The 25763-nt window shown below is 67.4% G+C and carries 27 protein-coding genes; 7 read left to right on the top strand and 20 right to left on the bottom strand.

The annotated features are described in order from the left end of the window. Positions 1–64: 64 nt before the first annotated feature. From arc to RY94_RS11940, 4 genes are all read right to left on the bottom strand, one after another. Positions 65–1822, bottom strand: a complete 1758-nt coding sequence (arc, locus tag RY94_RS11955) for a proteasome ATPase (protein ID WP_043445361.1) — start codon at positions 1820–1822, stop codon at positions 65–67. A gap of 131 nt (positions 1823–1953) precedes the next feature. Next, positions 1954–3024 carry a tRNA (adenine-N1)-methyltransferase gene (locus tag RY94_RS11950; RefSeq protein ID WP_052274295.1) on the bottom strand — a complete coding sequence of 357 codons (1071 nt, stop codon included), beginning with the start codon at positions 3022–3024 and terminating at the stop codon, positions 1954–1956. Positions 3025–3131: 107 nt separating this feature from the next. Next, on the bottom strand, positions 3132–4298 hold the full coding sequence (locus RY94_RS11945; RefSeq protein ID WP_043445359.1) for a site-2 protease family protein: 1167 nt from the start codon (positions 4296–4298) through the stop codon (positions 3132–3134). Continuing rightward, positions 4295–5101 (bottom strand): HAD family hydrolase, encoded by an 807-nt coding sequence (locus RY94_RS11940; RefSeq protein WP_269429746.1) that lies wholly within the window; start codon positions 5099–5101, stop codon positions 4295–4297. The genes RY94_RS11945 and RY94_RS11940 overlap by 4 nt, the downstream gene beginning before the upstream one ends. Positions 5102–5206: 105 nt before the next feature. Here RY94_RS11940 and RY94_RS11935 point away from each other — a divergent pair, with 105 nt between their 5' ends. Next, entirely contained in the window at positions 5207–6097 is an 891-nt protein-coding gene (locus RY94_RS11935; protein WP_043445357.1) for a PAC2 family protein, read from the top strand. 13 nt (positions 6098–6110) lie between these two features. On the opposite strand, the gene mshC is transcribed toward RY94_RS11935, so the two are convergent. Together mshC and RY94_RS11925 are read right to left on the bottom strand one after the other, a co-directional pair. Then, on the bottom strand, positions 6111–7394 hold the full coding sequence (gene mshC / locus RY94_RS11930; RefSeq protein WP_043445355.1) for a cysteine--1-D-myo-inosityl 2-amino-2-deoxy-alpha-D-glucopyranoside ligase: 1284 nt from the start codon (positions 7392–7394) through the stop codon (positions 6111–6113). A gap of 23 nt (positions 7395–7417) precedes the next feature. Further along, positions 7418–8242, bottom strand: a complete 825-nt coding sequence (locus RY94_RS11925) for an undecaprenyl-diphosphate phosphatase (protein ID WP_043445353.1) — start codon at positions 8240–8242, stop codon at positions 7418–7420. 50 nt (positions 8243–8292) lie between these two features. On the opposite strand from RY94_RS11925, the gene RY94_RS11920 reads away from it, so the two are divergent. Continuing rightward, positions 8293–9219 (top strand): aldo/keto reductase, encoded by a 927-nt coding sequence (locus tag RY94_RS11920; RefSeq protein WP_043445351.1) that lies wholly within the window; start codon positions 8293–8295, stop codon positions 9217–9219. Positions 9220–9237: 18 nt separating this feature from the next. On the opposite strand, the gene RY94_RS11915 is transcribed toward RY94_RS11920, so the two are convergent. Next, positions 9238–9516, bottom strand: coding sequence for a hypothetical protein (locus RY94_RS11915; protein WP_043445349.1), 279 nt, complete (start codon positions 9514–9516; stop codon positions 9238–9240). A gap of 40 nt (positions 9517–9556) precedes the next feature. Between RY94_RS11915 and RY94_RS11910 the strand changes: the two genes are divergently transcribed. Further along, entirely contained in the window at positions 9557–9790 is a 234-nt protein-coding gene (locus RY94_RS11910; protein ID WP_043445347.1) for a DUF5703 family protein, read from the top strand. Positions 9791–9821: 31 nt separating this feature from the next. On the opposite strand, the gene RY94_RS11905 is transcribed toward RY94_RS11910, so the two are convergent. The 9 genes from RY94_RS11905 to RY94_RS11860 all read right to left on the bottom strand — a co-directional run bounded on the left by RY94_RS11905 (position 9822) and on the right by RY94_RS11860 (position 18952). Beyond that, the gene (locus RY94_RS11905; RefSeq protein WP_052274294.1) at positions 9822–10997 is read right to left on the bottom strand and encodes an acyl-CoA dehydrogenase family protein; all 1176 of its coding nucleotides are present in this window, start codon (positions 10995–10997) and stop codon (positions 9822–9824) included. 28 nt (positions 10998–11025) lie between these two features. Next, on the bottom strand, positions 11026–12327 hold the full coding sequence (locus tag RY94_RS11900) for a M20/M25/M40 family metallo-hydrolase (RefSeq protein WP_043445345.1): 1302 nt from the start codon (positions 12325–12327) through the stop codon (positions 11026–11028). A 161-nt stretch (positions 12328–12488) separates the two neighbouring features. Further along, positions 12489–12851 carry a cupin domain-containing protein gene (locus RY94_RS11895; RefSeq protein ID WP_043445343.1) on the bottom strand — a complete coding sequence of 121 codons (363 nt, stop codon included), beginning with the start codon at positions 12849–12851 and terminating at the stop codon, positions 12489–12491. A gap of 349 nt (positions 12852–13200) precedes the next feature. Further along, positions 13201–13755, bottom strand: a complete 555-nt coding sequence (locus tag RY94_RS11890) for a hypothetical protein (protein ID WP_043445341.1) — start codon at positions 13753–13755, stop codon at positions 13201–13203. A gap of 67 nt (positions 13756–13822) precedes the next feature. Next, complete coding sequence (locus tag RY94_RS11885) at positions 13823–14191, bottom strand: hypothetical protein (protein ID WP_052274293.1); 369 nt, start codon at positions 14189–14191, stop codon at positions 13823–13825. 187 nt (positions 14192–14378) lie between these two features. Beyond that, positions 14379–14627 carry a hypothetical protein gene (locus RY94_RS11880; RefSeq protein ID WP_156135161.1) on the bottom strand — a complete coding sequence of 83 codons (249 nt, stop codon included), beginning with the start codon at positions 14625–14627 and terminating at the stop codon, positions 14379–14381. Positions 14628–15860: 1233 nt separating this feature from the next. Beyond that, on the bottom strand, positions 15861–17237 hold the full coding sequence (locus RY94_RS11870) for a hypothetical protein (RefSeq protein ID WP_156135160.1): 1377 nt from the start codon (positions 17235–17237) through the stop codon (positions 15861–15863). A 533-nt stretch (positions 17238–17770) separates the two neighbouring features. After that, positions 17771–18445, bottom strand: coding sequence for a response regulator (locus tag RY94_RS11865; protein ID WP_052274292.1), 675 nt, complete (start codon positions 18443–18445; stop codon positions 17771–17773). Between the two features lie 282 nt (positions 18446–18727). Further along, positions 18728–18952: a YegP family protein gene (locus RY94_RS11860; RefSeq protein ID WP_043445335.1), complete on the bottom strand. Its 225-nt coding sequence runs from the start codon at positions 18950–18952 to the stop codon at positions 18728–18730. Positions 18953–19289: 337 nt separating this feature from the next. Between RY94_RS11860 and RY94_RS11855 the strand changes: the two genes are divergently transcribed. Then, positions 19290–19577 (top strand): ANTAR domain-containing protein, encoded by a 288-nt coding sequence (locus tag RY94_RS11855; RefSeq protein ID WP_197060669.1) that lies wholly within the window; start codon positions 19290–19292, stop codon positions 19575–19577. 397 nt (positions 19578–19974) lie between these two features. Here RY94_RS11855 and RY94_RS18430 read toward each other — a convergent pair whose 3' ends face one another. Next, on the bottom strand, positions 19975–20121 hold the full coding sequence (locus tag RY94_RS18430) for a hypothetical protein (protein ID WP_231554516.1): 147 nt from the start codon (positions 20119–20121) through the stop codon (positions 19975–19977). Between RY94_RS18430 and RY94_RS17450 the strand changes: the two genes are divergently transcribed. Continuing rightward, a complete protein-coding gene (locus RY94_RS17450) occupies positions 20110–20442 on the top strand; it encodes a helicase HerA domain-containing protein (RefSeq protein ID WP_231554515.1) in 333 nt (110 codons plus the stop codon). The genes RY94_RS18430 and RY94_RS17450 overlap by 12 nt on opposite strands. On the opposite strand, the gene RY94_RS11845 is transcribed toward RY94_RS17450, so the two are convergent. From RY94_RS11845 to RY94_RS11830, 3 genes are all read right to left on the bottom strand, one after another. Then, positions 20417–22063 (bottom strand): MFS transporter, encoded by a 1647-nt coding sequence (locus RY94_RS11845; RefSeq protein ID WP_043445329.1) that lies wholly within the window; start codon positions 22061–22063, stop codon positions 20417–20419. The genes RY94_RS17450 and RY94_RS11845 overlap by 26 nt on opposite strands. Next, positions 22057–22518, bottom strand: coding sequence for a hypothetical protein (locus RY94_RS17445; protein ID WP_082046308.1), 462 nt, complete (start codon positions 22516–22518; stop codon positions 22057–22059). The genes RY94_RS11845 and RY94_RS17445 overlap by 7 nt, the downstream gene beginning before the upstream one ends. Positions 22519–23468: 950 nt before the next feature. Beyond that, positions 23469–24221 carry a DUF72 domain-containing protein gene (locus RY94_RS11830; RefSeq protein ID WP_197060668.1) on the bottom strand — a complete coding sequence of 251 codons (753 nt, stop codon included), beginning with the start codon at positions 24219–24221 and terminating at the stop codon, positions 23469–23471. A gap of 399 nt (positions 24222–24620) precedes the next feature. On the opposite strand from RY94_RS11830, the gene RY94_RS18555 reads away from it, so the two are divergent. Next, on the top strand, positions 24621–24941 hold the full coding sequence (locus RY94_RS18555) for an MFS transporter (protein WP_269429756.1): 321 nt from the start codon (positions 24621–24623) through the stop codon (positions 24939–24941). Beyond that, complete coding sequence (locus RY94_RS11825) at positions 24938–25639, top strand: MFS transporter (protein WP_269429745.1); 702 nt, start codon at positions 24938–24940, stop codon at positions 25637–25639. The genes RY94_RS18555 and RY94_RS11825 overlap by 4 nt, the downstream gene beginning before the upstream one ends. The last annotated feature ends 124 nt before the right edge of the window (positions 25640–25763 follow it).

Here is a 25763-nt window from a genome sequence, read left to right as displayed (position 1 = left end):
GAGATCCCCTCACCGACGGCCGGCAGGTCCCCCGGCCGCGTCGTCCGTCGTCCGCCCGTGACGATCACAGATACTGGCCCGTGTTCGCCGTCGTCTCGATCGACTTGCCCGGTTCCTGGCCGGCCTTGCCCTGCACGATGGTGCGGATGTACGTGATGCGCTCGCCCTTCTTGCCGGAGATGCGCGCCCAGTCGTCGGGGTTCGTGGTGTTGGGCATGTCCTCGTGCTCGCGGAACTCGTCCACCACGGCGCGCATCAGGTGCTCGATGCGCAGGCCCTTGCTGCCGTCGAGGAGGAGGTCCTTGATGGCGTACTTCTTCGCACGGTCCACGACGTTCTGGATGACCGCACCGGAGTTGAAGTCCTTGAAGTAGAGCATCTCGGTGTCGCCGTTGGCGTAGGTCACCTCGAGGTACTCGTTGGACTTGTCCGTCGAGTACATCTGTTCGACCGTGCGCCGGATCATCTCGGCGATGGTGGTCTGCGGGTCGTCACCGTTCTCGGCGAGGTCGTCCGCGTGCAGCGGCAGGTCCGCCGTGATGTACTTCGCGAAGATCTCGGCGGCGCCCTCGGCGTCGGGCCTCTGGATCTTGATCTTCACGTCCAGCCGCCCCGGCCGCAGGATGGCGGGGTCGATCATGTCCTCGCGGTTGGAGGCGCCGATGACGATCACGTTCTCGAGCTTCTCGACGCCGTCGATCTCACTGAGCAGCTGCGGCACGATCGTCGTCTCGACGTCGGAGGACACCCCGGTTCCGCGGGTGCGGAACAGGGAGTCCATCTCGTCGAAGAACACGACGACGGGGCTGCCGTCCGAGGCCTTCTCCCGTGCGCGGGCGAAGATGAGCCGGATGTGGCGCTCGGTCTCGCCCACGTACTTGTCCAGCAGCTCGGGGCCCTTGATGTTGAGGAAGTAGCTGCGGATCTGCTCGACCCCGGCGCGTTCGGCGGCGCGGGCGGCCAGCGAGTTGGCGACCGCCTTCGCGATCAGGGTCTTGCCGCAGCCCGGCGGCCCGTACAGGAGGATGCCCTTGGGCGGCTTGAGCCCGTGTTCGCGATACAGGTCGGGGTGCAGGAAGGGAAGCTCGACGGCGTCGCGGATCTGTTCGATCTGCGGGCCGAGCCCGCCGATGTCGCCGTACGCGATGTCGGGGACCTCCTCGAGCACGAGGTTCTCCACCTCGCTGCGCGGTACCTTCTCCAGTCCGTAGCCGGACTTTGTGTCGACGGCGAGGGCGTCCCCCACGCGGATCCTCTCGGCCCGCAGGGGCCCGCTGAGCTTGATGACGCGTTCGTCGTCCGTGCGCCCCACCACGAGCGCGCGGTCGGTGCCCATGAGCTCCTTGACGGTGACGATCTCCCCGGCGCGTTCGAAGCCCAGCGCCGCGACGATCGTCAGGGACTCGTTCAGGAGCACTTCCTGGCCGGGAGCGAGCTGGCGCACGTTGATCAGCGGACTGACGGTGACCCGCAGTTTGCGGCCCGACTGCAGGATGTCCGCGGTGTCCTGCACCGTGGCCTCGGTGGTGGTGCCCGGCTCGGACGGGCGCTTCGGGTTCACCTGCATCACGGTGGCGAAGCTGAAGGGGGCCGCGCCCTCCTTCTCGAGGGCGGCCTTCAGCCGGACGATCTCGGTGCGCGCCGCTTCGAGGGCGGCGACGAGCTTCCCGTTGTTCTGGGTGGCCGACCCCAGCTGGCGGTCGATGTGGCGCAGCTTGTCCCGCAGCACGTTCAGCTGGCGCTGCGCGGCGGAGTTGTCGACGAGCGGGGACGCCGGCTCGTGCGATCCGGCGGCTGGAGCGTGGTCATCGGATTCCGGCATTTCGGTTCGCCACCTTCGGTTCGACCTTCGGCTGTCTTTCGACCTTAGCGCAGAGCCCTGTCCGCTATGCGCACTGTTGCTGCGACGGGTTAACGCATGACGGCCGCCAACCTCTTCCCGTCGCGGGAGGCCTACTCGACGGTGCCGCCGTCGGCGATGGCGTCGCGGCGGGCCTGAGCCTCTTCGGCGGGCAGGGAGCCGCGCTGGATGGTGGACGCCGCATCGCGGGCGACGCGGCGCAGCCGCTTGTCGGAGACGTCGCGCTCCCCCACGGCCTGCGGCGTCCAGGCGTTGAGGTCCTCTTCGCTGAACCCGGTCTTGGAGGGCCGGCGCTTCGGGGTGAAGCCGATGGCACCCTCGGCCAGCCGGCGGGTGGTGAGCAGGAACCCGGTGTGGGCGACCATGCGGTGGTCGGGGCGCACGGCGAGGCCCTCGAGGTGCCAGCCGCGCACCATGGACTCCCAGGCCTCGGGCTCGGTGAAGCGGCCGTCCGCGCGGATGGCCTCGGCGGTCCGGGAGAGCTGGGTGACCGTGGCCACGTAGCTGATCCACACGCCGCCGGGCGCCAGGACGGTGGCGACGGCGTCGAGGCACTCCCAGGGTGCCAGCATGTCCAGGACCACGCGGTCCACGGATCCGGGCGACTCCTGGGCGAGGACCTGCTCCTGGAAGTCGCCCAGGGTGATCTGCCAGGCCGGATGGGGCCCGCCGAAGATCGTCTCGACGTTGCCGCGGGCGATGTCCGCGAATTCCTCGCGGCGCTCGAAGGAGTGGAGGTAACCGCTGTCGCCCACGGCCCGCAGCAGCGAGATGGACAGCGCTCCGGAACCCACGCCGGCCTCCACGACGCGCGCGCCCGGGTAGATGTCGGCCATCGTGACGATCTGCCCGGCGTCCTTCGGGTAGACGACAGCCGCGCCGCGCGGCATGGACAGCACGAAGTCCGACAGGAGGGGCCGCAGGGCCTGGTACAGCTGACCGGTGGTGTTCTCGAGGATGGTGCCCTCGATGGCGCCGATGAGCGCGTCGTGCTGGAGGAAGCCCTTGTGGGTGTGGAACGCGCCGCCGGGCGTGAGGGTGATGGTGTTCATCCGGCCCTTCTCGTCGGTCAGCTGCACACGCTCGCCGGCGCGGAACGGGCCGCGGCGGGCTGCAGCGCCGTGCGGTGCGGCGGATCCTGCGGGTGTGGGGGTGGTGCTCATGGGTGGTCCTTCGGCATGGGCCGGCGGGGCCGGCATGAATGAGGCGGATGGATCGGGAGGTGGGAAGCGGTGGGGCGTGCCCGGATGGGGCCGGGCGCCGCCGTCGGTCAGGCGCCTGGCGAGGTCCCCGTGGTGCCCTTGCCGGTGATGGCCTGCACCACCGTCCGCTGGTGGAGCAGGCCCGTGACGGCGCCCGCACGGTTCACGACGGCGTACTCGTTGCCTTCCAGCCGCGCGAGGAACTGCACGAGCTCCTGCCCCTCCGCCCACTCCGGGACGTACGCGCCGGCGCCGAGGCGCCGTGCGGCGGCATTGACCGCCGTGCCTGCCGAGGTCTCCTCCGGGACGGCCAGCAGCGCGGCGTCGTCGACCACGGCCTCGGGGATACCGGAGGGCCCGGTCAGGACGACGGCGACCCCCGGGTTCTCCCGCAGGATGCGGCGGACGGCGAGCACGCTCGTGCCCGCCGCGACACCGACCGCGGGTCTCTGGAGCCTCCCCGCGCTGATCGCGGGGAGGCGCAGGCGCATCTTGGCGTTCGTGATGGCGGCGGTCGCCCCCATCCACAGGAAGGCACCCATGACCACGGCGATGAGGATGAACGTGAGGTCGGGGCCGCGGCCCACGACCAGCGGGAGGCCCACCACGACGCCCATCAGCAGGACCACGAGGATGCGTCCGGCCCAGCCCGCCGCCACGGTGCCCTGCTCCTGGCTCCCGGTGACCCGCCAGACCGCGCTCTCGACGAGGCGCCCGCCGTCCAGGGGCAGCCCCGGCAGCACGTTGAAGACCGCGACGAGCAGGTTCGCCCACACGAGGATGGTCGTCAGGAGGTAGGTGACGCTGCCCGGTTCCACCGCCTGGAGGATCGCCCAGCCGAGGCCGGCGAGCACGAAGTTCGCTGCGGGCCCCGCGAGGGCGACGAGGAGGGACCGCCCCGGGGAGGCGTTGAAGCTCGCGAACTGGGTGTGCCCGCCCCACAGGTTGAGCACGATCCTCGTGGTGGGCCAGCCGAAGGCCCGGGCGGTGAGCGCGTGCGCCAGCTCGTGGAGGAGCACGGACGCCGCCAGGAGCAGCGCGTAGCCGAGGGCGACGGCGTACGCACCGACACCGATCCCGGGGATGACCTGGCCCACGCGGGGCCCGAAGACCAGCACGATGAACGCGGTGATCACGAACCACGACCAGGCGAGGACCACGGGGACACCGGCGATCCGGCCGAGCGGCAGACCAGGGGACTTCTCCTGCTGCGGTGCGTTCCGGGGTGCGCTCACGCGACGTTCTCGTCGAAAGCATCGTCCAACTCGTCGTCGGACCCGTCCTCGACGCCGGTCGCGGGCAGCAGGGCCGCGAGATCCGCGGGCGTGCGTCCGGCGAGGGTGTCCCAGTCGGTGCGGCGCGCATCGGGCGGCAGCGGCACGAAGTGCGGGACGGCGAGGGTGGTGAGCCCGGCGGCGAGGGCTGCGGTCACGCCGGGCAGGGAGTCCTCGATCGCGACCACGGCGTCCTTGCCCAGTCCCGGGTGGTCGGCCGCCAGCAGGTCGAAGCCCAGCTGGTAGGCCTCCGGGTCGGGCTTGCCCGCGCTCACGCGGTCCCCGGTGACGAGGTGGGAGAACGTCCCCTCGGGCAGGTGCGCGGCGACCGCGCTCGCGAGGAGGGTCTCGGACATGGTGACCATCGCGCAGGGGATGCCCTCGGCGTGCAGCGCCGCGAGCAGTTCCCGCGCTCCCGGACGCCAGGGGACGGTCTTGCTGACGTCGGTCGCGACCCGCCCGATGAGGTGGTCGATGATGTCGCGGATGCCGAGGTCCACCCCGGCCTGCTGGAGCTGCCCGGCGGAGAACTCGAGGGCCTGGCCGACGAGCGTGGTGGCCTGCTCGTCCGTCCAGGTGCCGCCGTGCGCTTCGACGAGGTCCTTCTCGGCCCGGATCCAGTAGGGCTCGGTGTCGACGATGGTTCCGTCCATGTCCCAGAGCACGCCCCGCAGGCCGCCGGAGTTCCCGGTGGCGGCCGCGCGCTCGTCGCCGGTCTCGTCGGGGGCAAGGATGTGCATGCTGCCGGTGGGGTGGGTTGCCATGCCCCCAAGTCTACGGCGGCGGCCCGGCAGGGCCCGCCCTCCGGGCCCTCCGGTGCACCGGGAGCCCGCCTGACATGGCCGCGTACCGGGGTCTAGGGTGAGAGCGTGGATAGCTTCGAAGAGAACCAGCCGACCGGAGTCCAGGACCTGTTCCAGGACGCCGCCGAACCCGAACGCAGGATCACGATCATGCTCGCGGCCTTCGAGGGATGGAACGACGCCGGTGAGGCGGCCAGCGACGCACTGAAGTACATGGGGCGCTTCTTCGGCAGTGAGCGTATCTCCACCATCGACGCCGACGAGTTCTACGACTTCCAGTTCACACGTCCCATGATCAAGCGGAACGCATCGGGGCAGCGCCGCATCAAGTGGCCCAACACGCGCATCAGCAAGACCGTCGTGCCCCATTCGAACGTCGACCTCATCCTCGTCAACGGCGTCGAGCCGTCCTACAAGTGGCGTGCCTACACCGCGGAACTGGTCGCGCTCGCGAAGGAGCTCAGCGTCGACTGCATCGTCCTGGTCGGCGCGCTCCTGGCCGATGTCCCCCACTCGCGGCCCATCCCGGTGACGGTCACCTCCGACGACGACCTCGTCCGGCAGAGCCTCGACGTGGAACCGTCCACGTACGAGGGCCCCATCGGGATCGTCGGGGTACTGGCGGAGATGGGCCTCCTCGCGGACATCCCCACCATGTCCCTGTGGGCGGCCGTACCGCACTATGTGGGCCAGTCACCCTCACCGAAGGCGCAGCTCGCACTCCTGAACAAGCTCGAGGAGATCCTGCAGATCGCCGTGGACACGCACGTGCTCACGGAGGAGTCGGAGGCCTGGGAACGCGGGGTCGACGAACTCGCCACCGAGGACCCGGAGGTCGCCGCCTATGTACGCCAGCTCGAGGAGGCCAAGGACACCGTGGACCTCCCGGAGGCCAGCGGCGAGTCGATCGCCCGGGAGTTCGAGCGGTACCTGAAGAAGCGCCGGCGCGAACAGTAGGCCGGCTGCCGGCTCAGTTCGCCTGGAGCCGGACGCCGAGCAGGGCGTCGACGACGTCCCCCAGCGCCCGTCCTCCGGTCCCGCCGTCGGACCGGGCGGGCTGTGCCGCCGCCCACGCATCGGTCGCGGCCAGCGCGGACGGTGCATCGAGGTCGTTCGCCAGGTGCGCCCTCACCTGGTCACGGAGCCCGACGACGTCGTCGGGTGTCGCCGAGCGTGCGGCCTCGCGCCACGTGGCGAGACGGCGGATCGCCGCGTGGAGGACGCCGTCCGTCCACGACCAGTCCGCGCGGTAGTGGTGGGCGAGGATCGCCAGGCGGATCGCTGCGGGGTCGACGCCCGCCTGGCGCAGCCTCGACACGAGGACGAGGTTCCCGCGCGACTTGCTCATCTTCTCGCCGTCGTAGCCGACCATCCCGGCGTGGGCGTAGTGCCGGGCCAGGGGCGTCCCGCTGGCGGCCCAGGCATGGGCGGCGCTCATCTCGTGGTGCGGGAAGACGAGATCGGAGCCGCCGCCCTGCACGGTGAACGGGGCCGGCAGGAACTGCTGGGCGATCACGGCACACTCGATGTGCCAGCCCGGCCGTCCGTCGCCGAGCGACCCGGCGGGCCAGCTCGGCTCGCCGGGCCGCGCCGCGCGCCAGAGGAGGGGATCGAGTGCGTTGCGCTTGTGGGGCCGCCGGGGGTCGCCGCCACGCTCGGCCGACAGCGTGAGCATCGTCCCGACGTCGAGGTGCGAGACCTGCCCGAGGAACCAGCGGGCGGGGTCGTCCCGGTCCAGCGTCGCCGCAGCGTCGAGGGAGAAGTAGACGTCGCCGTCGGGCTCCCCGCCCTCGCCCGGCACCGTGTAGGCGAGGTCGCGCCCCACGAGCTTCTCGACGATCGGGACGATCCAGTCGATCGACTCGACGGCTCCGATGTAGTGGTCCGGAGGGAGGACGTTCAGGGCCTCCATGTCCTCACGGAACAGGGCGATCTGGTCCGCGGCGAGGTCCTGCCAGTCCACGCCGGTGGCGGTGGCGCGCTCGAGGAGGGGATCGTCGACGTCGGTGACGTTCTGCACGTAACGCACCGTGGACCCCGCATCACGCCAGGTCCGGTTGAGGAGGTCGAAGGCCACGTAGGTGGACGCGTGGCCGAGGTGCGTGGCGTCGTAGGGGGTGATGCCGCAGACGTAGAGGCTCTGCTCGGGACGGTTCCCCAGGGGGGCCGGCCACTGGAGTGCCGTGTCGAACAGGCTGATACCCGACTGGGTACCGTCGAGTACTGGGACAGGGGTCGAATTCCACGCAATCACACGGTCAACCTTACGGGCCGCGGTCAGGCGCTGATGACGCCGAAGCCGAGAAGGACGTACAGGGCGAGGCCGAGCAGGATGCGGTACCAGACGAAGAGCCCGTAGCCGCGGGTGGTGACGTACCTCAGGAACCAGCCGATGATCGCGAACCCGACCACGAAGGCGACGACGGTGGCCAGGGCGGTCTCCGCGAGCCCGTACGGGCCGGTTTCGTCGTAGCTCTTCACGAGCTGGAAGACGCCGCTGCCGAACACGGCGGGGATGGCCAGCAGGAACGAGTAGCGCGCCGCGGCCTCACGCGTGTAGCCCATGAGCAGGCCGGCGGTGATGGTGCCGCCCGAGCGCGACACGCCGGGGATCAGGGCCAGTGCCTGTGCCAGTCCGTACAGGATGCCGTGCCGGTAGGTGAGGCTTCGGAGATCACGGGTCTGCCGCCCCACGGCGTCCGCGACCGCCAGAATGAGCCCGAAGACGATCAGCATGGTCGCGACGATCCACATGCTGCGGAACGAGCCCTCGATCTGGTCCTGGAAGAGCAGACCGAGCACGACGATCGGCACACTGCCGATGATGACCAGCCAGCCCATGCGCGCGTCGGGGTCGTTCCGCGGGACCTTGCCCCTCAACGCGCCGAACCAGGCCTTGACGATCCGCACGATGTCCTTCCAGAAGAACACGACGACGGCGGTCTCGGTGCCCAGCTGGGTGATGGCGGTGAACGCTGCACCCGGATCCTGCGCGTTCGGGAGGAACTCGCCCACGATGCGCAGGTGTGCGCTCGATGAAATGGGTAGGAATTCGGTAAGGCCCTGGACGAACCCCAGGATGATCGCTTCTATCCAATTCACCCTTACGACCCTAAGCCATCCGGCCGGTGACAGGCTTTAGGCTTGGCCTCATGCAACGGCGAAATGTGGGGATGAGCGGCCTGACCGTGTCCGCCCTGGGGCTGGGCACCATGAACTGGGGCCAGGAAGTCTCCGAGGAGGCTGCCCGGGAGCAGCTCCGTCTCTTCACCGATGCCGGTGGCACGCTCGTCGAGACCGCGGCCCGCTACGGTGAGGGCCAGGCGGAAGCGATACTGGGCGGCTTCATCGGCGACACCGTGGCCCGGTCGGAACTCGTCCTCGTGGTGCAGGGCGGCACCACCCGCAGTGGCAGCCGGCGCCTCGACGCATCGCGCCGGGGTCTGCTCGATTCGCTCGACGCCTCCCTCTCGCTGCTCGGCACGGACCACGTCGACGTCTGGCTCGCGCCCTCCCCCGATTCCGCCGTCCCGCTGCAGGAGACGCTGAGCGCGCTGGAAGCCGCCTACGCGAGCGGTCGTGCCCGCTACGTCGGCGTCTCCGACTACGCGGGCTGGGAGTTCGCCCGGGCGGCCGCGACGGCGTCCTTCCCGCTCCTCGTCAACGACGTCGAGTACTCGCTCGTGAATCGCGGCGTCGAGCGGGACGTGGTCCCCGCCGCGGAGGCGTTCGGGGCCGCGGTGTTCGCCTGGGGTCCGTTGGGCCGGGGCGTCCTGACCGGCAAGTACCGCGGCAGGATCCCCACCGAATCACGCGGGGCCTCCGACGTGTGGGCGCCGTACGTCGAGCCCTACCTGGCAGGGAAGCCACAGCGCATCACGGAGGCGCTGTGCACCGCGGCGCGGGGCCTGGATCTGCAGCCGCACGAACTCGCCCTGCGCTGGCTCCTCCACCGGCCCGGCGTGGCCTCCGCGATCGTGGGCGCCCGGACCCCCCAGCAGCTCAAGGAGATCCTGCAGACCAGCGGCGCGCCCGTGGCCGAACCCATCGCTGCGGTCCTCGACGAGGTCTCCGCCTGAAACGGTCCCGCCCGGGGGTCAGTTCTCCACTTCGGCCTCCACGAGGTCGGACGCATACTCGGCGTCCTCGTCGTCGTCCTCGTCGTCCTCGTCCGCTTCCTCGTAGATCTCGAGCGGGGTGATCTCGCCGAAGGCGTCGTAGAGCGCTTCCTCGTAGACCTCGAACGCGTCGGCGATACCGACATACGCCGCTTCCACCGCGGGGTCGTCCTCGCGCCGTCGCGATGCCGAGGCCGCAAGGTGCTCCTCGAGGGCTGTCACGAGGGACTGGAGCGCGACACGCGGATCTATGCTCATGGCTCGACGTTATCGGTAAAGTGGACGGAATTGGAGGGATATGCGAGAACATTTTCTGAATGCGACAGCCGTCCGGGAGCGCGATTACGGGCGGCAGTACGAGTACCTGGTCCTCACGATGAACGCCGGGGAACCACTGCCCGCGGCGCGCAAACTCATCACCGAGCACGCGGAGTACGGCAAGTGGGAGCTCGAGCGCAGCTGCATCTACATGGGCGGTGGCCGGCGGTACTGGCTGCGGCGGAGGGTCCTCCGCGTCGAGCGCACCGCCTGAGCCGGCTGCCCCGAGCAGCCGGGCAGGACCGTCAGCCCGACGTCGGACCCAGCAGCGCCGTCGCGACCGTGGCCCGCGCGGACTCCTCCGTCGAGGGATGGAACTGACCGGCCAGGGCGTCGCGGTGGAGGCGGGACACCTCGGACGACGCCGAGAAGCCCGATCCCCCGCCCACGTGGAGCGCCGCCGTGGTGGCGGCCACCGCTGCCTCCACCGCATGGGTCTTCAGCGTCACGAGGCGTGCGAACCATTGGGCCGCCTCGCCCGAGCGTGTGTCCAGGTCCAGGGTGACCTGCCGGAGCTCGGCGTCCGCTCCGGTCCGCCGCATGGCGGGCCCGGCGAGCAGGTTCCGCAGCACGGGGTCCTCGGACAGTGCGCGGTCCCCCACGTGGCTCCGACGGCGTGTCAGCGCGTTTACCGCGAGGTCGAGCGCGCGGTCCGCGATGCCGAGGTAGACGGACGCGATGAGGGTCTCGAACCCAGCGAAGATCCCGAAGACCAGCGGGTCGGCGTTGGGCCCCACCGGCAGCGTGCGGAAGACCGCGTCCGCCGGCACGCGTACGTCCACCAGCCGGGTCGTATTGGAGCGGGTGGCGCGCATCCCCAGTGGGTTCCAGTCCTCGAGGGTCTCCACCCCAGGCGTCCCGCGCGGGACGAAAGCGTGGAGGATCGCATCGTCCCCGCCGCCCGCGCCCTCGAGCTTCCCGAAGATCCCGAGGCGGGTCCACACGGGTGAGAGGCTCGTGAACACCTTCGTGCCGGTGTACGCGAAGCCGCCGTCCGTGAGGGGTTCCACCCGTGTCAGCGAGTCGAAGAGGACGGCGTCGTTGCCGGGTTCGGACACGCCGAAGGCGAAGACCTCGCCCTGCGCGGCCTCGTCCAGGACGAACCGCAGCGAGGAGTCGCCGCGGTCCGCGAGGAGGCCGGCGACGGCCGTCCAGACGAGATGCATGTTGATGCCGAGCGCCGTGGCGGGGGCGGCCGCGGCCAGTCGCCGCTGGGCCGCGGCGGCCCGCGCCATCCCGCCCGCGTCGCCGGGCGGGGTATCCGCCAGGAGGTGCAGGTAGCCGATCCCGGTCAGTTCCTCGAAGTCCTCGGTGAAGAAGGTGTTCGTGGCGTCGTAACCCCCGGCCCGGTCCCGGAACCGCTCGAGCAGGTCGTCCGGGAGGAGATGCCCTACGCCGTCCGTCGTCGTCGTGATGGTCATGGCGCCTCCTGCGGTGGTCGGATCCTGCTCAGTAGGTGGTCAGCAGCCGGGCGAGCACTTTCGCCCCGAAGCGCAGCGAGTCCGTGGGGACGCGTTCGTCGACGCCGTGGAACATGCCGGTGAAGTCGAGCTCGTCGGGCAGCTGCAGGGGTGCGAAGCCGTAGCCGGTGATGCCGAGGCGGCTCAGCGACTTGTTGTCGGTGCCGCCGGAGAGCGTGTAGGGGAGAACCTTTGCCCCGGGGTCCTCCGCATGCAGGGCGTCGATCATCGAGTCCACGAGGTTGCCGGAGAACGGCACCTCGAGCGAGGTGTCCTTGTGCTCGTAGCTCACGTCGACGCCGTCGCCCGCGAGCCCGCGGATGATCTCCAGCACCTGGTCCTGCTGGCCGGGCAGCGTGCGGACGTCGATGAGCGCCTCGGCGGTCCCGGGGATCACGTTGTGCTTGTAGCCGCTCTTGAGCACCGTCGGGTTGGCGGTGTTCTGCAGCGTCGCGCCGACGAAACGCGCCACGGTCCCGAGCTCCTTGAGAAGCACGTCCGGGTTGTCGGGGTCGAACTCGACGCCGGTCAGCTCGGTGACGCCGTCCAGGAACTGGCGCGTGGTGGGGGTCAGTTCGATGGGCCAGGCGTAGTCGCCGATGCGCGTGACGGCCCGCGCCAGGGCGGTGACCGCGTTGTCGGTGTTGATCTGGGAACCGTGCCCTGCGCGGCCGTGGGCCACCAGGCGCAGCCAGGAGATGCCTTTCTCCGCCGTCTGCAGGAGGTAGGTCCGCTGACCGCCGATCGTCGCGGAGAACCCGCCCACTTCGGAGATCGCCTCGGTTGCTCCTTCGAAGACCTCCGGCTTGTTGTCCACGAGCCAGGACGCGCCGTAGGCGCCGCCGGCTTCCTCGTCGGCGAAGAAGCCGAAAATGAGGTCCCGCTTGGGCTTGATGCCGTCGCGCTGCATGGACCGCAGGACGGACAGGATCATGGCGTCCATGTCCTTCATGTCCACTGCGCCGCGGCCCCAGATGAGGCCGTCCTTCTCCTCGCCACCGAAGGGGTCGACCGTCCAGTCCTCCTTCTGCGCGGGGACGACGTCGAGGTGGCCGTGCACCACGAGGGCGGGCAGGGAGGAGTCCGAGCCCTCCATGCGGGCGAGGACGGACGTGCGGCCGGGAGCGGCCTCGAACAGCTGGGTCGCCAGTCCCACCTCCTCAATCAGCCCGGCCGTGTACTCGGCGGCCTTCCGCTCCCCCGGGCCTGCGTTGTCCCCGAAGTTCGAGGTATCGATGCGGATCAGTTCCTGGCAGATCCTGACGACTTCATCTTCGGGTGTGATGCCCACGTGGTCCTCCTCGGTAGCGGTTGCGCCTCCAGCCTACCGATCGCTCGTGCCCGGATCCGGTCGACCTGCACGCGGACACCAAAAGGCCCTGGCCGGACATCTCCGGCCAGGGCCTCATCGGGGCGAAGCACGTGTCCTTGCGGCATGCTGGGCCTCGCGGTTCAGGGCTTGGCGTAGTCGGCGAATCCCTGCCAGTCGATGAAGACGCAGGGTGCGTCTCCCACGACCCATGCGTCGTGTCCGGGGGCCATGGCCGCGAAGTCACCCGGCCCGTACTCCATTTCCTCCCCGTCGTTCATGACGACCCTCATCCGGCCGGACACGAAGTAGCCCACGTGGGCGGCCTGACAGCTGTCGGTTTTCGCGATCGGCTTGACGTGCTCGGACCAGCGCCATCCGGGATGGAACGTGGCGCGGCCTACCGGGCCCAGTTCCGAGTCGACAAGTTGAAGCTGGCCCGTGTCGCCCTCGAACGGACGCGTCTCCTCGGGTTCATCAAGGCTCTTCCTTACCAGTCCTGGCATCGTGACCTCCTGCGGATCGTACTGATCGTTCGTTGTGGTGAGCCTTCGGCGGCTGCTTTCGGAGAATGTTCATCCGGCGCGTACGTCGTGGCGAAGACATGCAACTACTCCGGAAAGCTCAGGAAATGCCCCTACGTACGGTTCTGGGCCGGGCCGTCCGGCTGATTCCGGCTGGTTTGTGGGACCAGAATGGACCTGCGGTACCGGGGGGTCAAGAGCACATCGGACGTAGTTTCGGGCGAGCATGACGACGGGTGAGTAGCAGCGACCGGTCTCGCCGGTCAGGCAGGTGGAAGAACCCTGACGGGCAGTCGATGAGGAGCTGGAGGTAACCGAGGAAATCCGATTCCTATGCAGGGCCATCGATCGGCTTACCCGAACCGTGCTCGATCCAGGGACCGGTTCCGGCGACCGGGCACGTGGACTCCAAGGCTCTCGACGTGGTGTGGTAGTCAGTGCTGTGACCCCCGTAGGTCGAGCGGAGGACGTCGCGATCAACGCGACCGTCACTCCACAATGCGTCATAGCGGAAGCCCCGAACCTCGCGACGCAGCCACCTGGTGGTGTACGCATACGCGGTCACCCGGAAGGCGATCGGCGCCTGATCCCGCGTAGACCACGTTCGGGCGTGCCGCAGCGCGGCACCCAGCTGTGTGACGGCGTACGAGGACTCAGCGGTTCCGGCATCGGAGAACGACGCCACGCCTCCGTACAGGGTCAAGGCTTCCGCGGCGGCTTCGCGGAGATGATGTTCGCCCCTGATTTCGGTGAACAGGCCATCAAGCCAATCAGCGGCATGGACTCGCGGCTCGTCCCGCTCCGCGCGAGCGACAGCGCTGACGTGAGCGATAGCAGCGAGGACATCACTCTGGACCGACTCGACCGTTTCCCGCTTCCTGCTCATGCGCTCATCCCATGGACGGGCATGAGTGACATGCCGCTCGAGGATGGTTCGACGCGCATCATCTTCGTCATTCCACCAGCCGGTAGCTTCGGATGGACCCGATCTCGTCGAGGAGGTCGATCATCACGACGCGGGAGAACCAGCCGGTCTCGATGTCGTACTCGGCGCCGACCTCGAACGACGCCGCGATCTCGTCGCGCGTATCGCGCGTCACCCCCTGCGACAGCTCGAGGGATCCGCAGTTCGATGTCTCGATCAGCACCCCGGCCGTGGACGCCGAGCCCCGCGACCCGCCCGATGAGGTCATCGGCTCCGCGGACACCACCTCACAGCGCTGGGTCTCGATGCCCATGGTGTTCCACAGCGGAATGCCCAGCAAGAACCCGCCGGCCACGAGGATCAGGACAGTCGTCAGTCCCCACAGATAGTCCTTCACCGAGGGACGGGTCCTTCGTCTCACGCGACTACCGTCTGTCGGCGTGCTCGTGTCATCCACTTTCACCGTCTACCTGCTGTTGCGGAGGGTGGCGGCATCGTCGGTGCGCCGATGACGGGCAGTCCTGTCCGGTAACGCCGGGACATGCGCGGGAGGTAGGTCGTGTCCGCCGCCTCGGAGTGGACTGTCATGGGCCGGCTCCCGGTGATGCCGGTGCTGTCGGATCCGTATCCAGTGAGCTGAAGGCTCTGGTGAGGGCCCCTGCCGCGCCGGCAAGGAACACCCACGCCGCCACGATCACTGCCCGGTAGGTGAGGGAATCACCCAGCCACTCCGACAGCAGGGTCCGTCCGGCGAAAATGAGCACCGCCAGGACGACACACACCCCGGCCACGATGAACCACAGATAGCTCCGCCTGCGCACGACAACCCCCATTCATTGACCTGCCCAGCCTATGTGCCTCCCATCCTCCGATTGCCACCGACGCCGGAAAGCATCGGGACGTGTCGGAAAGTAGCTCAGGAGCTCAGATGGTCGCTGAGGACCACAACCCGATGAGAACTGCCTTACTGACGGTCAGCGCTCGATGCCGGGGTTCGGTCGTGGCTGCATCGTGGGGTCATTTGGGAGGGCTTTCCTGAACGACGATCCCTTCGTCTCCGGGAAGTTCTTCGCCTTGATACCGCTCTGCCTCGTCCTCATCGTTCAAAGCGACCGCGTTGCCCGGCGAGCAGGGGGCCGTGGCACCGATACTGTACGAATTGTCAGCTGCATGCGTATCGAATTCAGCACGGAGGACGGGCCGCCCTCCGCGACGAGAGTCGGGAATGTCGTCGGGTTCATGGTGCGTACGATCATGCCGAGGGACTCCCAGTACTCGGCGACACGTCGGGCGTCCCCGATATGGTCTGTTCCCTGGGGTGCCCAGCGGTCGTAGCTGTAGCTGGCACCCTCCTCACCGCCTTCGGAGGAGCATTCCTGCGCTCTCGCTACGCCGTCGCGGGGCCATCACCCGGTGACGTCGAACTGCTCGGTGGTGTCGATGACGAGTTCGACCGCCCGGTCCCGCCCTTCCCTGGCATTGATCGTCTGCTCCGGCGTCGCCTTCGCGCAAGTGCCGAACATACCGGTCCGGCATTGAGGCACGGAAGGACGCACATCGCTTCTACGAGCGCTTGGGATGTGTTGGATCGCATCACGGATTTCGAACATGAGGTGGGTTGAAGTCGAGTCCGATTGAACGTGACGCACGAACAGGGATCGTCATGCGGATTGCTTCTACCGGTTCATCCGCTCGTCGAGGGCGAACTTCACGGTCGGCCATTCGTCGTCGATGATCGAGTACACGACGGTGTCACGGATGGTGCAGTTCTCAAGGTTCGTGTGCTTGCGCAGCACTTCGTCCCGCTTCGCGCCGAGACGTTCGATAGCTGCCCGTGACTGACGGTTGTGCCAGCGCGAAATTCGACAGCGATACAGCTGAGGTCGTCGAACAAGCGCGTGAGGAGCAGCATCGTGGTGGCTGTGGTGATGCCGGTCTACGTGCCTCCTGACCGAGCCAGATCGCCCGATCTCGAGGCGGCGGTTCGCCCTATCGAGGGTGCAGAACGTCGTCATGCCGACTGCTCGGCCGGTCGCGGCATCGATGACAGCCCATGGAGCCATGCGCTAGCTGATGGGGACCGCGAAGTAGGTGGGTAGGTCCTCGTACGTGAACATGCCGAGGCCTTGCCCGTTGATGGCCGTGGGCAGGTCGAACGTCGTTGCGTCGAACCGTGGCTGCATCTGGTCCGGGAACTTCAGGTACCCGGTGGCGTCACCCGCGGTGTTCTTTCCGTAGACGTCGCCTGCGTCCGAGATCATCGTGGGCCGGAAATCAGACGCCGGATCCGTCCGCTTCTGCTCCCCGGTCTCCAGGTTCACGACCCACTGCGCATCGACGCCCTGAGCATCCCTCCAATGCATGAGGAAGAGCCTGCCGTTCGGACTGGACGTGCTGCCCGACGAGGACCGCGTCGAGGTCTCATAGGCGCAGCCCTGCGCTGCACCCTCGAAGACGAGGGGTTCACCGGTGTGCAGGTCGCGGATCTCGCAGGTTCCATCGAGTGTGACCACGGACAGGTAGGTCGGCCCGAAGGTGAGGGATACGGACGCGGGGTCGTAGAAGGTGGTGGACCAGTCGCGAGTACCTGCGGTCGCCATTGGTTCGCCGGTCTGCGGGTCCGTGGATCCCGGGGACCGGTAGACGTCCACACCGTCGACGCGGGCAAGCCAGGACTGGCCCTCACGTTCCGGGATTGGCTCCAGTTCACCCGTTTCCGCGTTCAGGACACGGACAAAATCCAAGGCGTCGGGACCGGCGGCAACGCCGCTCTGCATCTCGAGGCTGCCGTCCGTGGTGGTGAAGGCCAGAGCCCTACTGCCGTCCTCGGTGGGACGCGGGCGGTAGTGGCTCACGTCCTCATCGACGACTGTCGCTGTACCGGTTTCGTCGACGACGATGAGCTGCGCGATCGGCACCCCGCCGCCCTGACCACCCTCAGGTCGGGCCGGTATGCCGATCTGGTAGAAGGCGATGAACTGCTTGCCGTTCTGGCGCACCCGGCCAAGGAACGGTTCTACCGTCTGTGGCTGCTGGAGCCCCAAGGAGGGCGATCGATACAGGACCTCTCCCCGGCTGTTGGTCATTACGAGGGTCTGGTCGTTCGTCGTCGCGTCACGCTCGACGAATGCTGCCAGGTCCCCGAAGATCTCGGCTCCCTGCCCCTTCAGTGCATACCAGCCGGTTTGGCTGCGCCACCGTTCCGGCAAAGCACCTGCTGCGTAGGCGAATCCCGTTTGATAGGAGCTGACCTTTCCCAGTGTGGGCTGCTCAGTGGCAGCTGCAGAGGTGGCGGCGGGCGACGGTGTCGGGGTGGGAGCCGCGACTGATGGCTCGGTCGCAGGCGTTGCCGACGGCCTCTGGCTCGAGGACGCACCACTGGTCGGCGGCGTCACTTCTGCCGCCGGCTGGTCGCTCGCGCACCCAGTGATGGAGAGTGCCACGGCCAACGTAATCGCTCCCACTGCACCAAAGTTCCCCTCGAGCGATCGCGATACTCCCCCTCGACTGGATTATTAGTTACCCTCCCAAACTATCCGAAGTCGTCCGCTGCTGGAGCGACGACGAAGGCTGGGGACTCATACACTGCTTAGAAACACCGGTGGATGCTGGACTCATTTCAGTCACGTCTCCGTCGACGGCTACCGCACTTCGACCCCCGGTGGAATTATCGACGTCGAATCGGAACTCGTTGATCAAGCCGGCTACGGCCACAGAACGATCGAGGTTCGGGTTCCCTCGGCAGAGTGAGAAACATCGCTTGAAGGTTGTTCCGGTGGAGGATCGCTCTGCGGGGTTCGATGGTCCCGTGGGGTTAGAACTATGGAACAAAGGCGTTCTCTGTGCACTGCACAGCATTGGACGCTGCTTTCCTGCCAGGGAGTTCACTTCCGCAGGCGATGGGCAGATTCGCAGGCAGGGCTTTTCAGTTCTCCCGGTCGGGGGCCGAGGGTGTGATCGCTGTGCCGCTGCGCAGTTACCGGGGCGAGGGATCGACCGCCGTAGAGATGTAGATGGCAGCCTGGACCCTCCGCTGGAAGCCCAGTTTTGCCAGGATCGAGGACACATGGTTCTTGATGGTCTTCTCGGCCAGGAACAGTTCGCCACCGATCTCCCGGTTCGACAGACCCTTCCCGATCAGGGTCAGGACTTTCCTCTCCTGTGCCGTCAGGCCGGCAAGGCGTGGATCTTCCTCCGGCGCGTCGTGCAGCCCGGCGATGATGCGCTCCTTCATACCGGGCTCGAACAGGGACTCACCCGCAGCGGCCCGGAGGACCTTTCCGACCAGATCGGAGCCGAGCATCTCCTTCAGGATGTACCCCGCAGCACCGGCGAGTACCGCGCCGCACAATGCCTGGCGATCGTCGTGACTGGTCAGGATGACGCAGGACAGGGAGGGGTCGATGGAGCGCACATTCCGGCATACCTCCATCCCCGTGCCATCCGGCAGCCTCGCATCCAGGATGGAGATGTCAGGTGACAGGGCCGGGATCCGGCGCGTGGCTTCCTCGGCGGACCCGGTTTCCCCGACAATCACGCATCCCTCGGTCTCCAACAGTTCCCGTAATCCCCGCCGCACCAGTTCGTGGTCATCGAGAAGGAATACCGTCACGCCCTTCACCTGCTGATCCTCATTGCCCGCATTCTGCACCTTCCCCGTCCTCCGCCTGACTCGTCACGAATCCTGCCTGACCCTTCGATAGGCCTTTTTTCACGATCGGTGGTCAGCCCGGGCCAGGTGTGCGCTGCCGAGTCCCGCTCGAGGTCACCGCGACTCCTGAGGCGCTCAGGCAGGGCGGCGATCGGCGGACTTCACTTGCCGCACTGCTAGCCGCGCAGATTGGCATTCCTCGGGGCCGCAGCAACGAAGGTAGGGCCCTTGATCGGCAGCGCAGCAGCGACCGGTCGGCCGATGCTGTCCGACGGACAGCTCTCAGGAGGTACCTGACGTCTCCATCACTGCTTCAGGAAGAATCGGTGGGCAAAGATCCGCGATGAGGCCCATTCCGGCGCACTCACGGACGACGCGGATCCCCTCGACGGCGGAGGCCTTATTGGAGAACGGCCCTGATACGGCGACGACTTCCCCGTCGGGCCCTGTCAATCTGAACGCGAAGGACGTGCCCTCGTCGTGAAAAAGCTCGAACGTTCCGGTCATGGCTGCCTCCTGTAATCGCCTGAGCAGAAGGACCGCTCGGGCTCGTCAGTTCATCCAAGGCGCGCAGTCGCATACCAATCGGTCCGGCAACGAAACAAGCCCTAAATATGACCCCAGCCACACATGAAGCATGGTATGGACCCTCGTCACGTACTCGCAAGTAACCGCTACGGAGCAGCACCCCGTCACCAGCGCGGGAAATCGACGAAGCTATCCTGCATTGGCGGCTGCGTCTTGACACTCGTGTGACACTGAGGAGACTTGTTGATTTGGGGGCAGCGCCCGACGGGAAGATGCCGAAGGGACGGGCCGATCCGTGGGGGATTTCGACGACAGCATGAACATCAGGGACGACAGGATGTCACTGGAGCACATCCTGCAGCGCCTTCGGGAGCTGAACGAAACGCTCAGTGAACAGGCTGATTCGGCGCAGCGCCGGAACGTCATCGGACACGCCACCGGCATTCTGATGGAGCGGTACGCGATCGGGGCGGAGGAAGCCCACGCACTGCTGGTGACGACCAGCAACCGCAGCCACTCCACGCTGGGGCACGTCGCCGCGACACTGGTGACCAGCGGGCAGCTCCGCGGCCTCGATGGACGACGAACCGGCCCCGCAGGGTGAGTTCTCGTGGTCAGTGACCTCCGATCAACCCCAGCCCGCCGATCCTGGTCCACACCGTTCTATCCACCCGGCGATCGTGTCAACCGTAGACGGTCCCGGCAGGGCGGTACCGGCGTGTGAGAGTCCGGCCTGATCCGGAAGAGGACGGCCGTGACCGCGCCGTGCGCAGGACGGGCCTGACCGGAGAGGGAAGGTGGCAGGGCGGCCGGGACCGCCCTGCAACGGTCGATGGGACCCGTGCTGCCGGCTGCTCGACGCACTGAACCTCATTCGCCTGTCGACTGCAGGACCTGCCGATGGTGCCCGCGAACCGTGTCACCGTCCCGAAGAAGCACGACTGCACCCGCCTGTCGCCGCCTCAGTCAGCAGGGCCGACGTACACTCTGTCGTCGGTGCTTCAGATCCGGGGGCTTTGGTCTCCTCCTGCGAGTTCACCGGTAGCGACGAGATGATCAACAACCGTGCGCAGTGTCGACTGGGTCCGCGAGCTGGCCTGGGCCAGCACCAGGAAAGCCTGTTCGGCGGTGATCATGTGGTATTCCATGAGGATCCACTTGGCCTGACCGATGATCTCCCTGGAATCGACGGCCTCCTTCAGCTGCCGGGCCTCCTCCGCCTCGGCACCCTCGACGGCGGCCGCACGCCCGCGGAACTCGATGCCACACGGTTCAACCGCCATACGTTCTGGTGCGGGCAGAGTGGGTCGGGGAAGACCTACGCGCTGGGCGTCGTCCTCGAACCGTTGCTGCTCCACACCCGGCTGCCGATCCTGGTCCTCGATCCGAACGCCGACTTCGTCCGCCTGGGAGACCTCAGGAAGCCGCTCAGGGGATCGAAATCTAACGGGGCTTGGTGGGTTGGGTAGGCTCCGCACGGTGTGGGGCCTCGTCTGACGCTCCGACGGCCTCTTCGGGGAGGCGCCCGGTGAGGAACAGGGCGGCGGTGGCCAGCAGTGCGGCCAGAGCCAGCGCCGTCCGCAGTGCCTCCAGTCGGGAGTCCGAGTTGACCGCCATGATGGCGTCAGCGGTTTCCTGGTCAATGTCGGCGTTGTTCAGCGCTTCTTGGAGCTGCGTATCGGAAATAAACGGGACACCACTGGCCAGCTGGACCGAGGCTTCCTCCTGCACCGAGCTCGGAACAGCGGGGTTGTTCTGGATGCCCGCCATGAACGAGGCACTCAGGGTCGCGATGAGCACCGACCCGATCAGCGCGGTACCCAGGGAGGCCCCGAGGTTGGTGGCCGTGTTCTGCAGCCCGCCGACCTCCCCGCTCTGCGAGTCCGGGACCGCCGAAACCGTGATGGCGCCCAACTGCGACGACAGCGCTCCCAGCCCAAAGCCCATCAGCAGCATCGGGATTGCAACGATGCCTGCGTCTGCCCCCGGGTCCATGCCCCCCACGAGGATGAGGATGCCGACGATCATCAGCATCAGACCCAGCCGGATGACACGGCGCGGGTTTGCATGAGGCAAGACCTTCGGAATTCCTGCTGCAGCCAGAATCAACGCTACGGACAGCGGGAGGATCCGGATCCCGGTCTCCAGCGCGCTCAATTCCAACACCACCGACAGGAACAGCGGAATGGTGAAGAACACGCCCGCCTGCACGAGGAATTGAGCAAAGAATATGCTGAGCCCGCCGGTGAGACGCTGGTTCTGGAACAGTCCGGGGTCGATCAGCGGCTCGCCGCCCACTGCGGCAAGACGCGAGGTCCTGCGCAGGAACATATAAAGGACGAGCAGCCCCCCGATCAGCAGCCACACCACCGGCGATAGACCCAGAACCGTTGGGGCGCCGGGCTTGGACTGCACCCATCCCCACTCACCCGAACGCAGCACAGCATAGACAACCATGGCCAGTCCCACGATCGACAATGCTGATCCTACGAAATCGAGCCGGATCTTGGCAGCAGGGACGTCCTCAACCTTGCGCAGAACGAGCAGGATCGCCAGGACGATTACCACCTCGCCGACGAAGACATAACGCCACGATGCGAACGTGGTCACAGCTCCACCGATGAGAGGACCCGCGGCGACCGCCATGGCCCCTGCTGCGGCCACCAGTCCGTAAGCCCCGGCTCGGCGTTCCTGAGGGAAGTTGGCCGCGACGAGCGACACGATCGCGGGCATGATCAGGGCCGCACCGATGCCCTCCAGAAGGGACCAGCCGAAGAGCAGAACTGCCAGGTTCGGCGCAAGCGCCGTCGTCAGCGAACCCGCGGCATAGATGATCAGGCCCAGAGCGAAAGCCCGGCGGCGGCCCATGATGGTTCCTACCTTGCCGCCGGTGATCATCAGCGACGCCATGACGAGGGTGTACAAAGTGATCGCTGTCTGGATGCCGGTGATCGTCGTCCCAAGGTCCGCGGCCACCGTGGCCATCGAAACGTTCATCACTGAACTGTCGAGGGTCATCAGGAACTGGCCGGATGCCAGCACGCCCAGAACAAGCCCGGAGCCAGTACGCGAATCCTGGGTGCTCAACACGCGGCCTCCGTCTGCAGGTCACTGACCGCGGCCTGGACGTTGGCGGCTTCATCCCGCAGGGATGCGGCCGCCTGGCTCAGGGTTGCATCGTCGGGAACAGCCTCGACGGCTGAGACCAACTCATCCTTGGCCGTCCGCACAGGATTCACCCGGTCCTCCGCGACGTCCTGACTCGCTTCGATCAGATCGTCGTAGGTCTTCACGACCTGATCCCGTGCCGAATCTAGCTGTTCCACGGTGACACCCGGGGCGAGTGTCTGTTTGAAATCTGTGAGGGCTGCAGCAAAGTCACTTGCTGCAGTGCACGCCTCCGAGACCTTCTCCGGTCCCTTGCTGCTGCTCACGCTCGGCTCGGGGGTTGAGGTGCTGGGTGTTGATGTGTTGCAGCCCGTGAGCATGGCGACCGCTATCCCGAGTGCGATAGATCCGGCAAGGATCGGGCGTGGTCGTGGCATCGGAGGCTCCTTTGCGAAAGCTGACCTGGGAACAATCATTCGTCACTCGCGTCCTCGGGTTGGTTTCCGGAGCTACTACGCGTCGGGTGCTGATGCCCCTGACCCGAGGTCATAACCACCAGTGAAGAGCCATCGGGTGGTATCACGACTGACGCGCCGGCAGCGGTGTCGGTCGCGGCGGTCACGGCGACCTCAGCGACGATCCTCGCGGCGGTCCTCGCGGCCGCCCCGACGGCTAATCCCGTGGGCGACCACGTCGGCCTCGCCGACGGAGGCTGCAGACCTGCGCCTGCGTGGTGCTGCCAGTGGCATGTCAGACTCCTTGCTTCATTCCCTCGGCTGACCGGGTTGCGGCGACGGGTCGCCGCCGTCTCATCCTGTGTGCCGGCCACAGCCGGCGCGTCACCCACCCGGGGTGACCCCACGCCGAGTGGGGCTTGGAGACCCGTCTCGGCAGTTCGTCGGCGGCGGCCGTGATGTTGTTCTGGCCGCAGGACTCACCGACGACCCACTGGAGCACAGCTGGGGACAACTGGACACATCCGGGATCCGATGAGCTCCAGCGTGGCTTCCATAACGTGCACTTGGTCGCCGGGGACTCGGGTGTCACGGTGCATCGTCGACACCCATGCTGAGGTAGCGATACAGGGTGGCGCGGCTCGCACCGATGATTCTCTTAATGTCCGCCGACGCTAGCCCCTGAGTTCTCAGCTCCCGTGCACGCCGGAACATTGGGTGCTCGGCAGTGATCTCCCGCCGGCCGGCCTCTTGCCCATGCTCGGCGGCCACAGCCATGCCCGCCCTGGTCCGCTCCGCGAGCTGCTCCTCTGATGTCTTGTCGCCCTGTCTCCTAAGAGAGTGCCGTTGCGCGACTGCGAGGATGCTGGCGAGACGGTTCCTGGGGTCGTCCTTGCGTAGGAGTGGCGTGGGGAAGCGACGGAACAAGTGGGTCAGCTGCCGGTAGCCAGGTCCCCTGCTCTGACCAGTGCATGGAGCGTCTCCGCGTTCCGCACCGCGTTGCCGCCGCCGTCGTTGTTGAAGTACACATACGCGTCCCGGCCGGCGCCGTGCCACTCCCGGATGCGGTCCGCCCACCAGCGCAGGTCCGCGTCCGAGTATGAGCCAGCGTAGAGATGCTCATGGTCCGGTCCGTGCAGCCGGAGGTACACGAACGGCGCCGTCGCCTTCAGGATGCACGGCAGCCCGGCGCCGCTCATCACGCAGTAGGCGGCCTGGTGTCGCCCGAGCAGGCCGTACACGGCGTCGTCGTCCCAGCTCGGATGGCGGAACTCTACCGCCACACGAATCCACCCCGGCACGCGGGACAGGAAGTAGTCGAGGCGGGCGTCGTCGCGCTCCATCGCCGGCGGGAGTTGGACGAGCAGGACGGCCCGACGGTCGCCCAACTCATGCCAACAGCGAGCGATCCGCTCGATCCAGACCTCCGGCGCATACAACTTCTTGCCGTGCGTCAGACCGCGGGGCGCCTTCACGGACAGCGCGAAACCGGGGGGAAGGCGACGCTGCCACCCGGCGAAGGTGGTATCGCGCGGCCAGTGGTAGAAACTGGCGTTCAGCTCGACCGTGTCGAAGCGTGCCGCGTAATGGTCCAGTCGCTTCGCCGGCGGCGTTCCCTGCGGATAGCAGATGCCGTTCCAATGGTCATAACTCCATCCGGAGGTGCCAATGCGGATCTCGCTCACCTTCGCCACACTACTGATACGCCCTTCGCTCCCACCACCATCGTGACATAGCAGGTGCCGTCATCCACGCCCCCGGACAGCATCCCTGAAAGGAACGAGGCGGCAGTCCCGCGTTGGGACGGCCGAACGTTCAGTTTTCATCCCACTTCCTCATCGGCCTCTCCGCTGCGGTTGAGGACAGGGGTACCGGGTCGGATACACGCTCACCCCGGCTCGTGTACGAATTCGTGGGAGCCGCGGCCAAGAAGATGCTTCGGCAAGCCTCCATAGGCTGAACCGCGAGAGCTGCAACCTGATCACTTGACGGTTGAGATCATCAGGACGACACCGCATGATCCAGGACGAAAGGTAGTCACGAAACTGTCCGCCGGTGGCCGCGTCGGTTTGGCTGGTGCGACCGTGGTCGGAGTCGCCTCCGGCACGGCCCGCTACGGTTACGGTCTGACGCTGCCCGATCTCCGGCAGGACCTGGGGCTTTCGGAGCTGGTACTCGGACTGGTCGCCAGCGCCACGTTCGCGGGCTATCTGACCGGGTTGCTGCTCGCAGGACCGCTCGCCGCTCATTACGGTTCGCGTGCCCCGACAACCGTGGGCGGGGTCAGTGGCGCCCTGGGAGCGGGGATCGTGACGGTGGCCCACTGCCCGGGCTGCTCGCCCTCGGCGTCATCCTGGCCGGAAGCGCGGGCGGCTGAGTATGGGCGCCCTACTCCGACATCGTGACCCGTTCGGTACCGCCGCGGCAGCAGCCGAGGGCGCTGGCGATCATCACGACCGGCACCGGCGGTGGACTGGTCCTGACGGGCGGCCTCGCCGGCCTCGCCGCGCTCGGCTCATGGCGACTCGTATGGGCCGGCATCGCGGTTGCCGCTGTGACCGCCGCAGGCCTGACCCTCTGCCTGATACCGCGAACCGGACCGGACCACCATCCGGCCGGGCCGGTCGGCACCTCCTCATTGGCGAAAGCACTACGAGTTCCCGCCGCGTACTCCGTCGTCTACTTCGCGGTCGTCGTCATCTACTTCACGTATGCCGCGGACGTCCTCGACAGCAGCACCCTCCCGGCGGCAGCAGTCCCGGCACTCTACGCGGCCATCGGCCTCAGCGGCATAGTGGGAATAGCGACCGGGGCCGTCGCCCAGCGACTGGGAACCTCTCGGGTCGCCGCTCTGTGCCTCGTGACCATCGGCGCGGCGCTGGCGCTTCTCGGTCTGGCCAGCGACTCCCTGACCCCGACGGCGGTCTCGGCGTGCATCTTCGGCGCAGGGTACATGATGGGGTCGGCGGTGCTCGCGGTATGGACCGCGGAGCTCGTACCCGACCGGGGCAGGCGCGGTGATCCCTATCCTGGGGCTGGGGCCGCTCCTCGTCCTCAGCGCCGCGGTATCGCTCTTCGGCGGCCCGGCGCTAATGCTGCATAAGCCATCACGAGAGAGGGCGAACTAGCCGCAGACGCTAGTACAGAGAATACTGGCGCCAGCCTTCGAGCTCTTGGATCCGGTGCGGACGAGTCCCATCTGATCCATCTCGACGTGACGACCAACT

The organism is Arthrobacter sp. L77 (assembly GCF_000816565.1).
GTDB lineage: Bacteria > Actinomycetota > Actinomycetes > Actinomycetales > Micrococcaceae > Arthrobacter_D > Arthrobacter_D antioxidans.
This window is presented reverse-complemented; position numbering and strand designations above follow the sequence as displayed.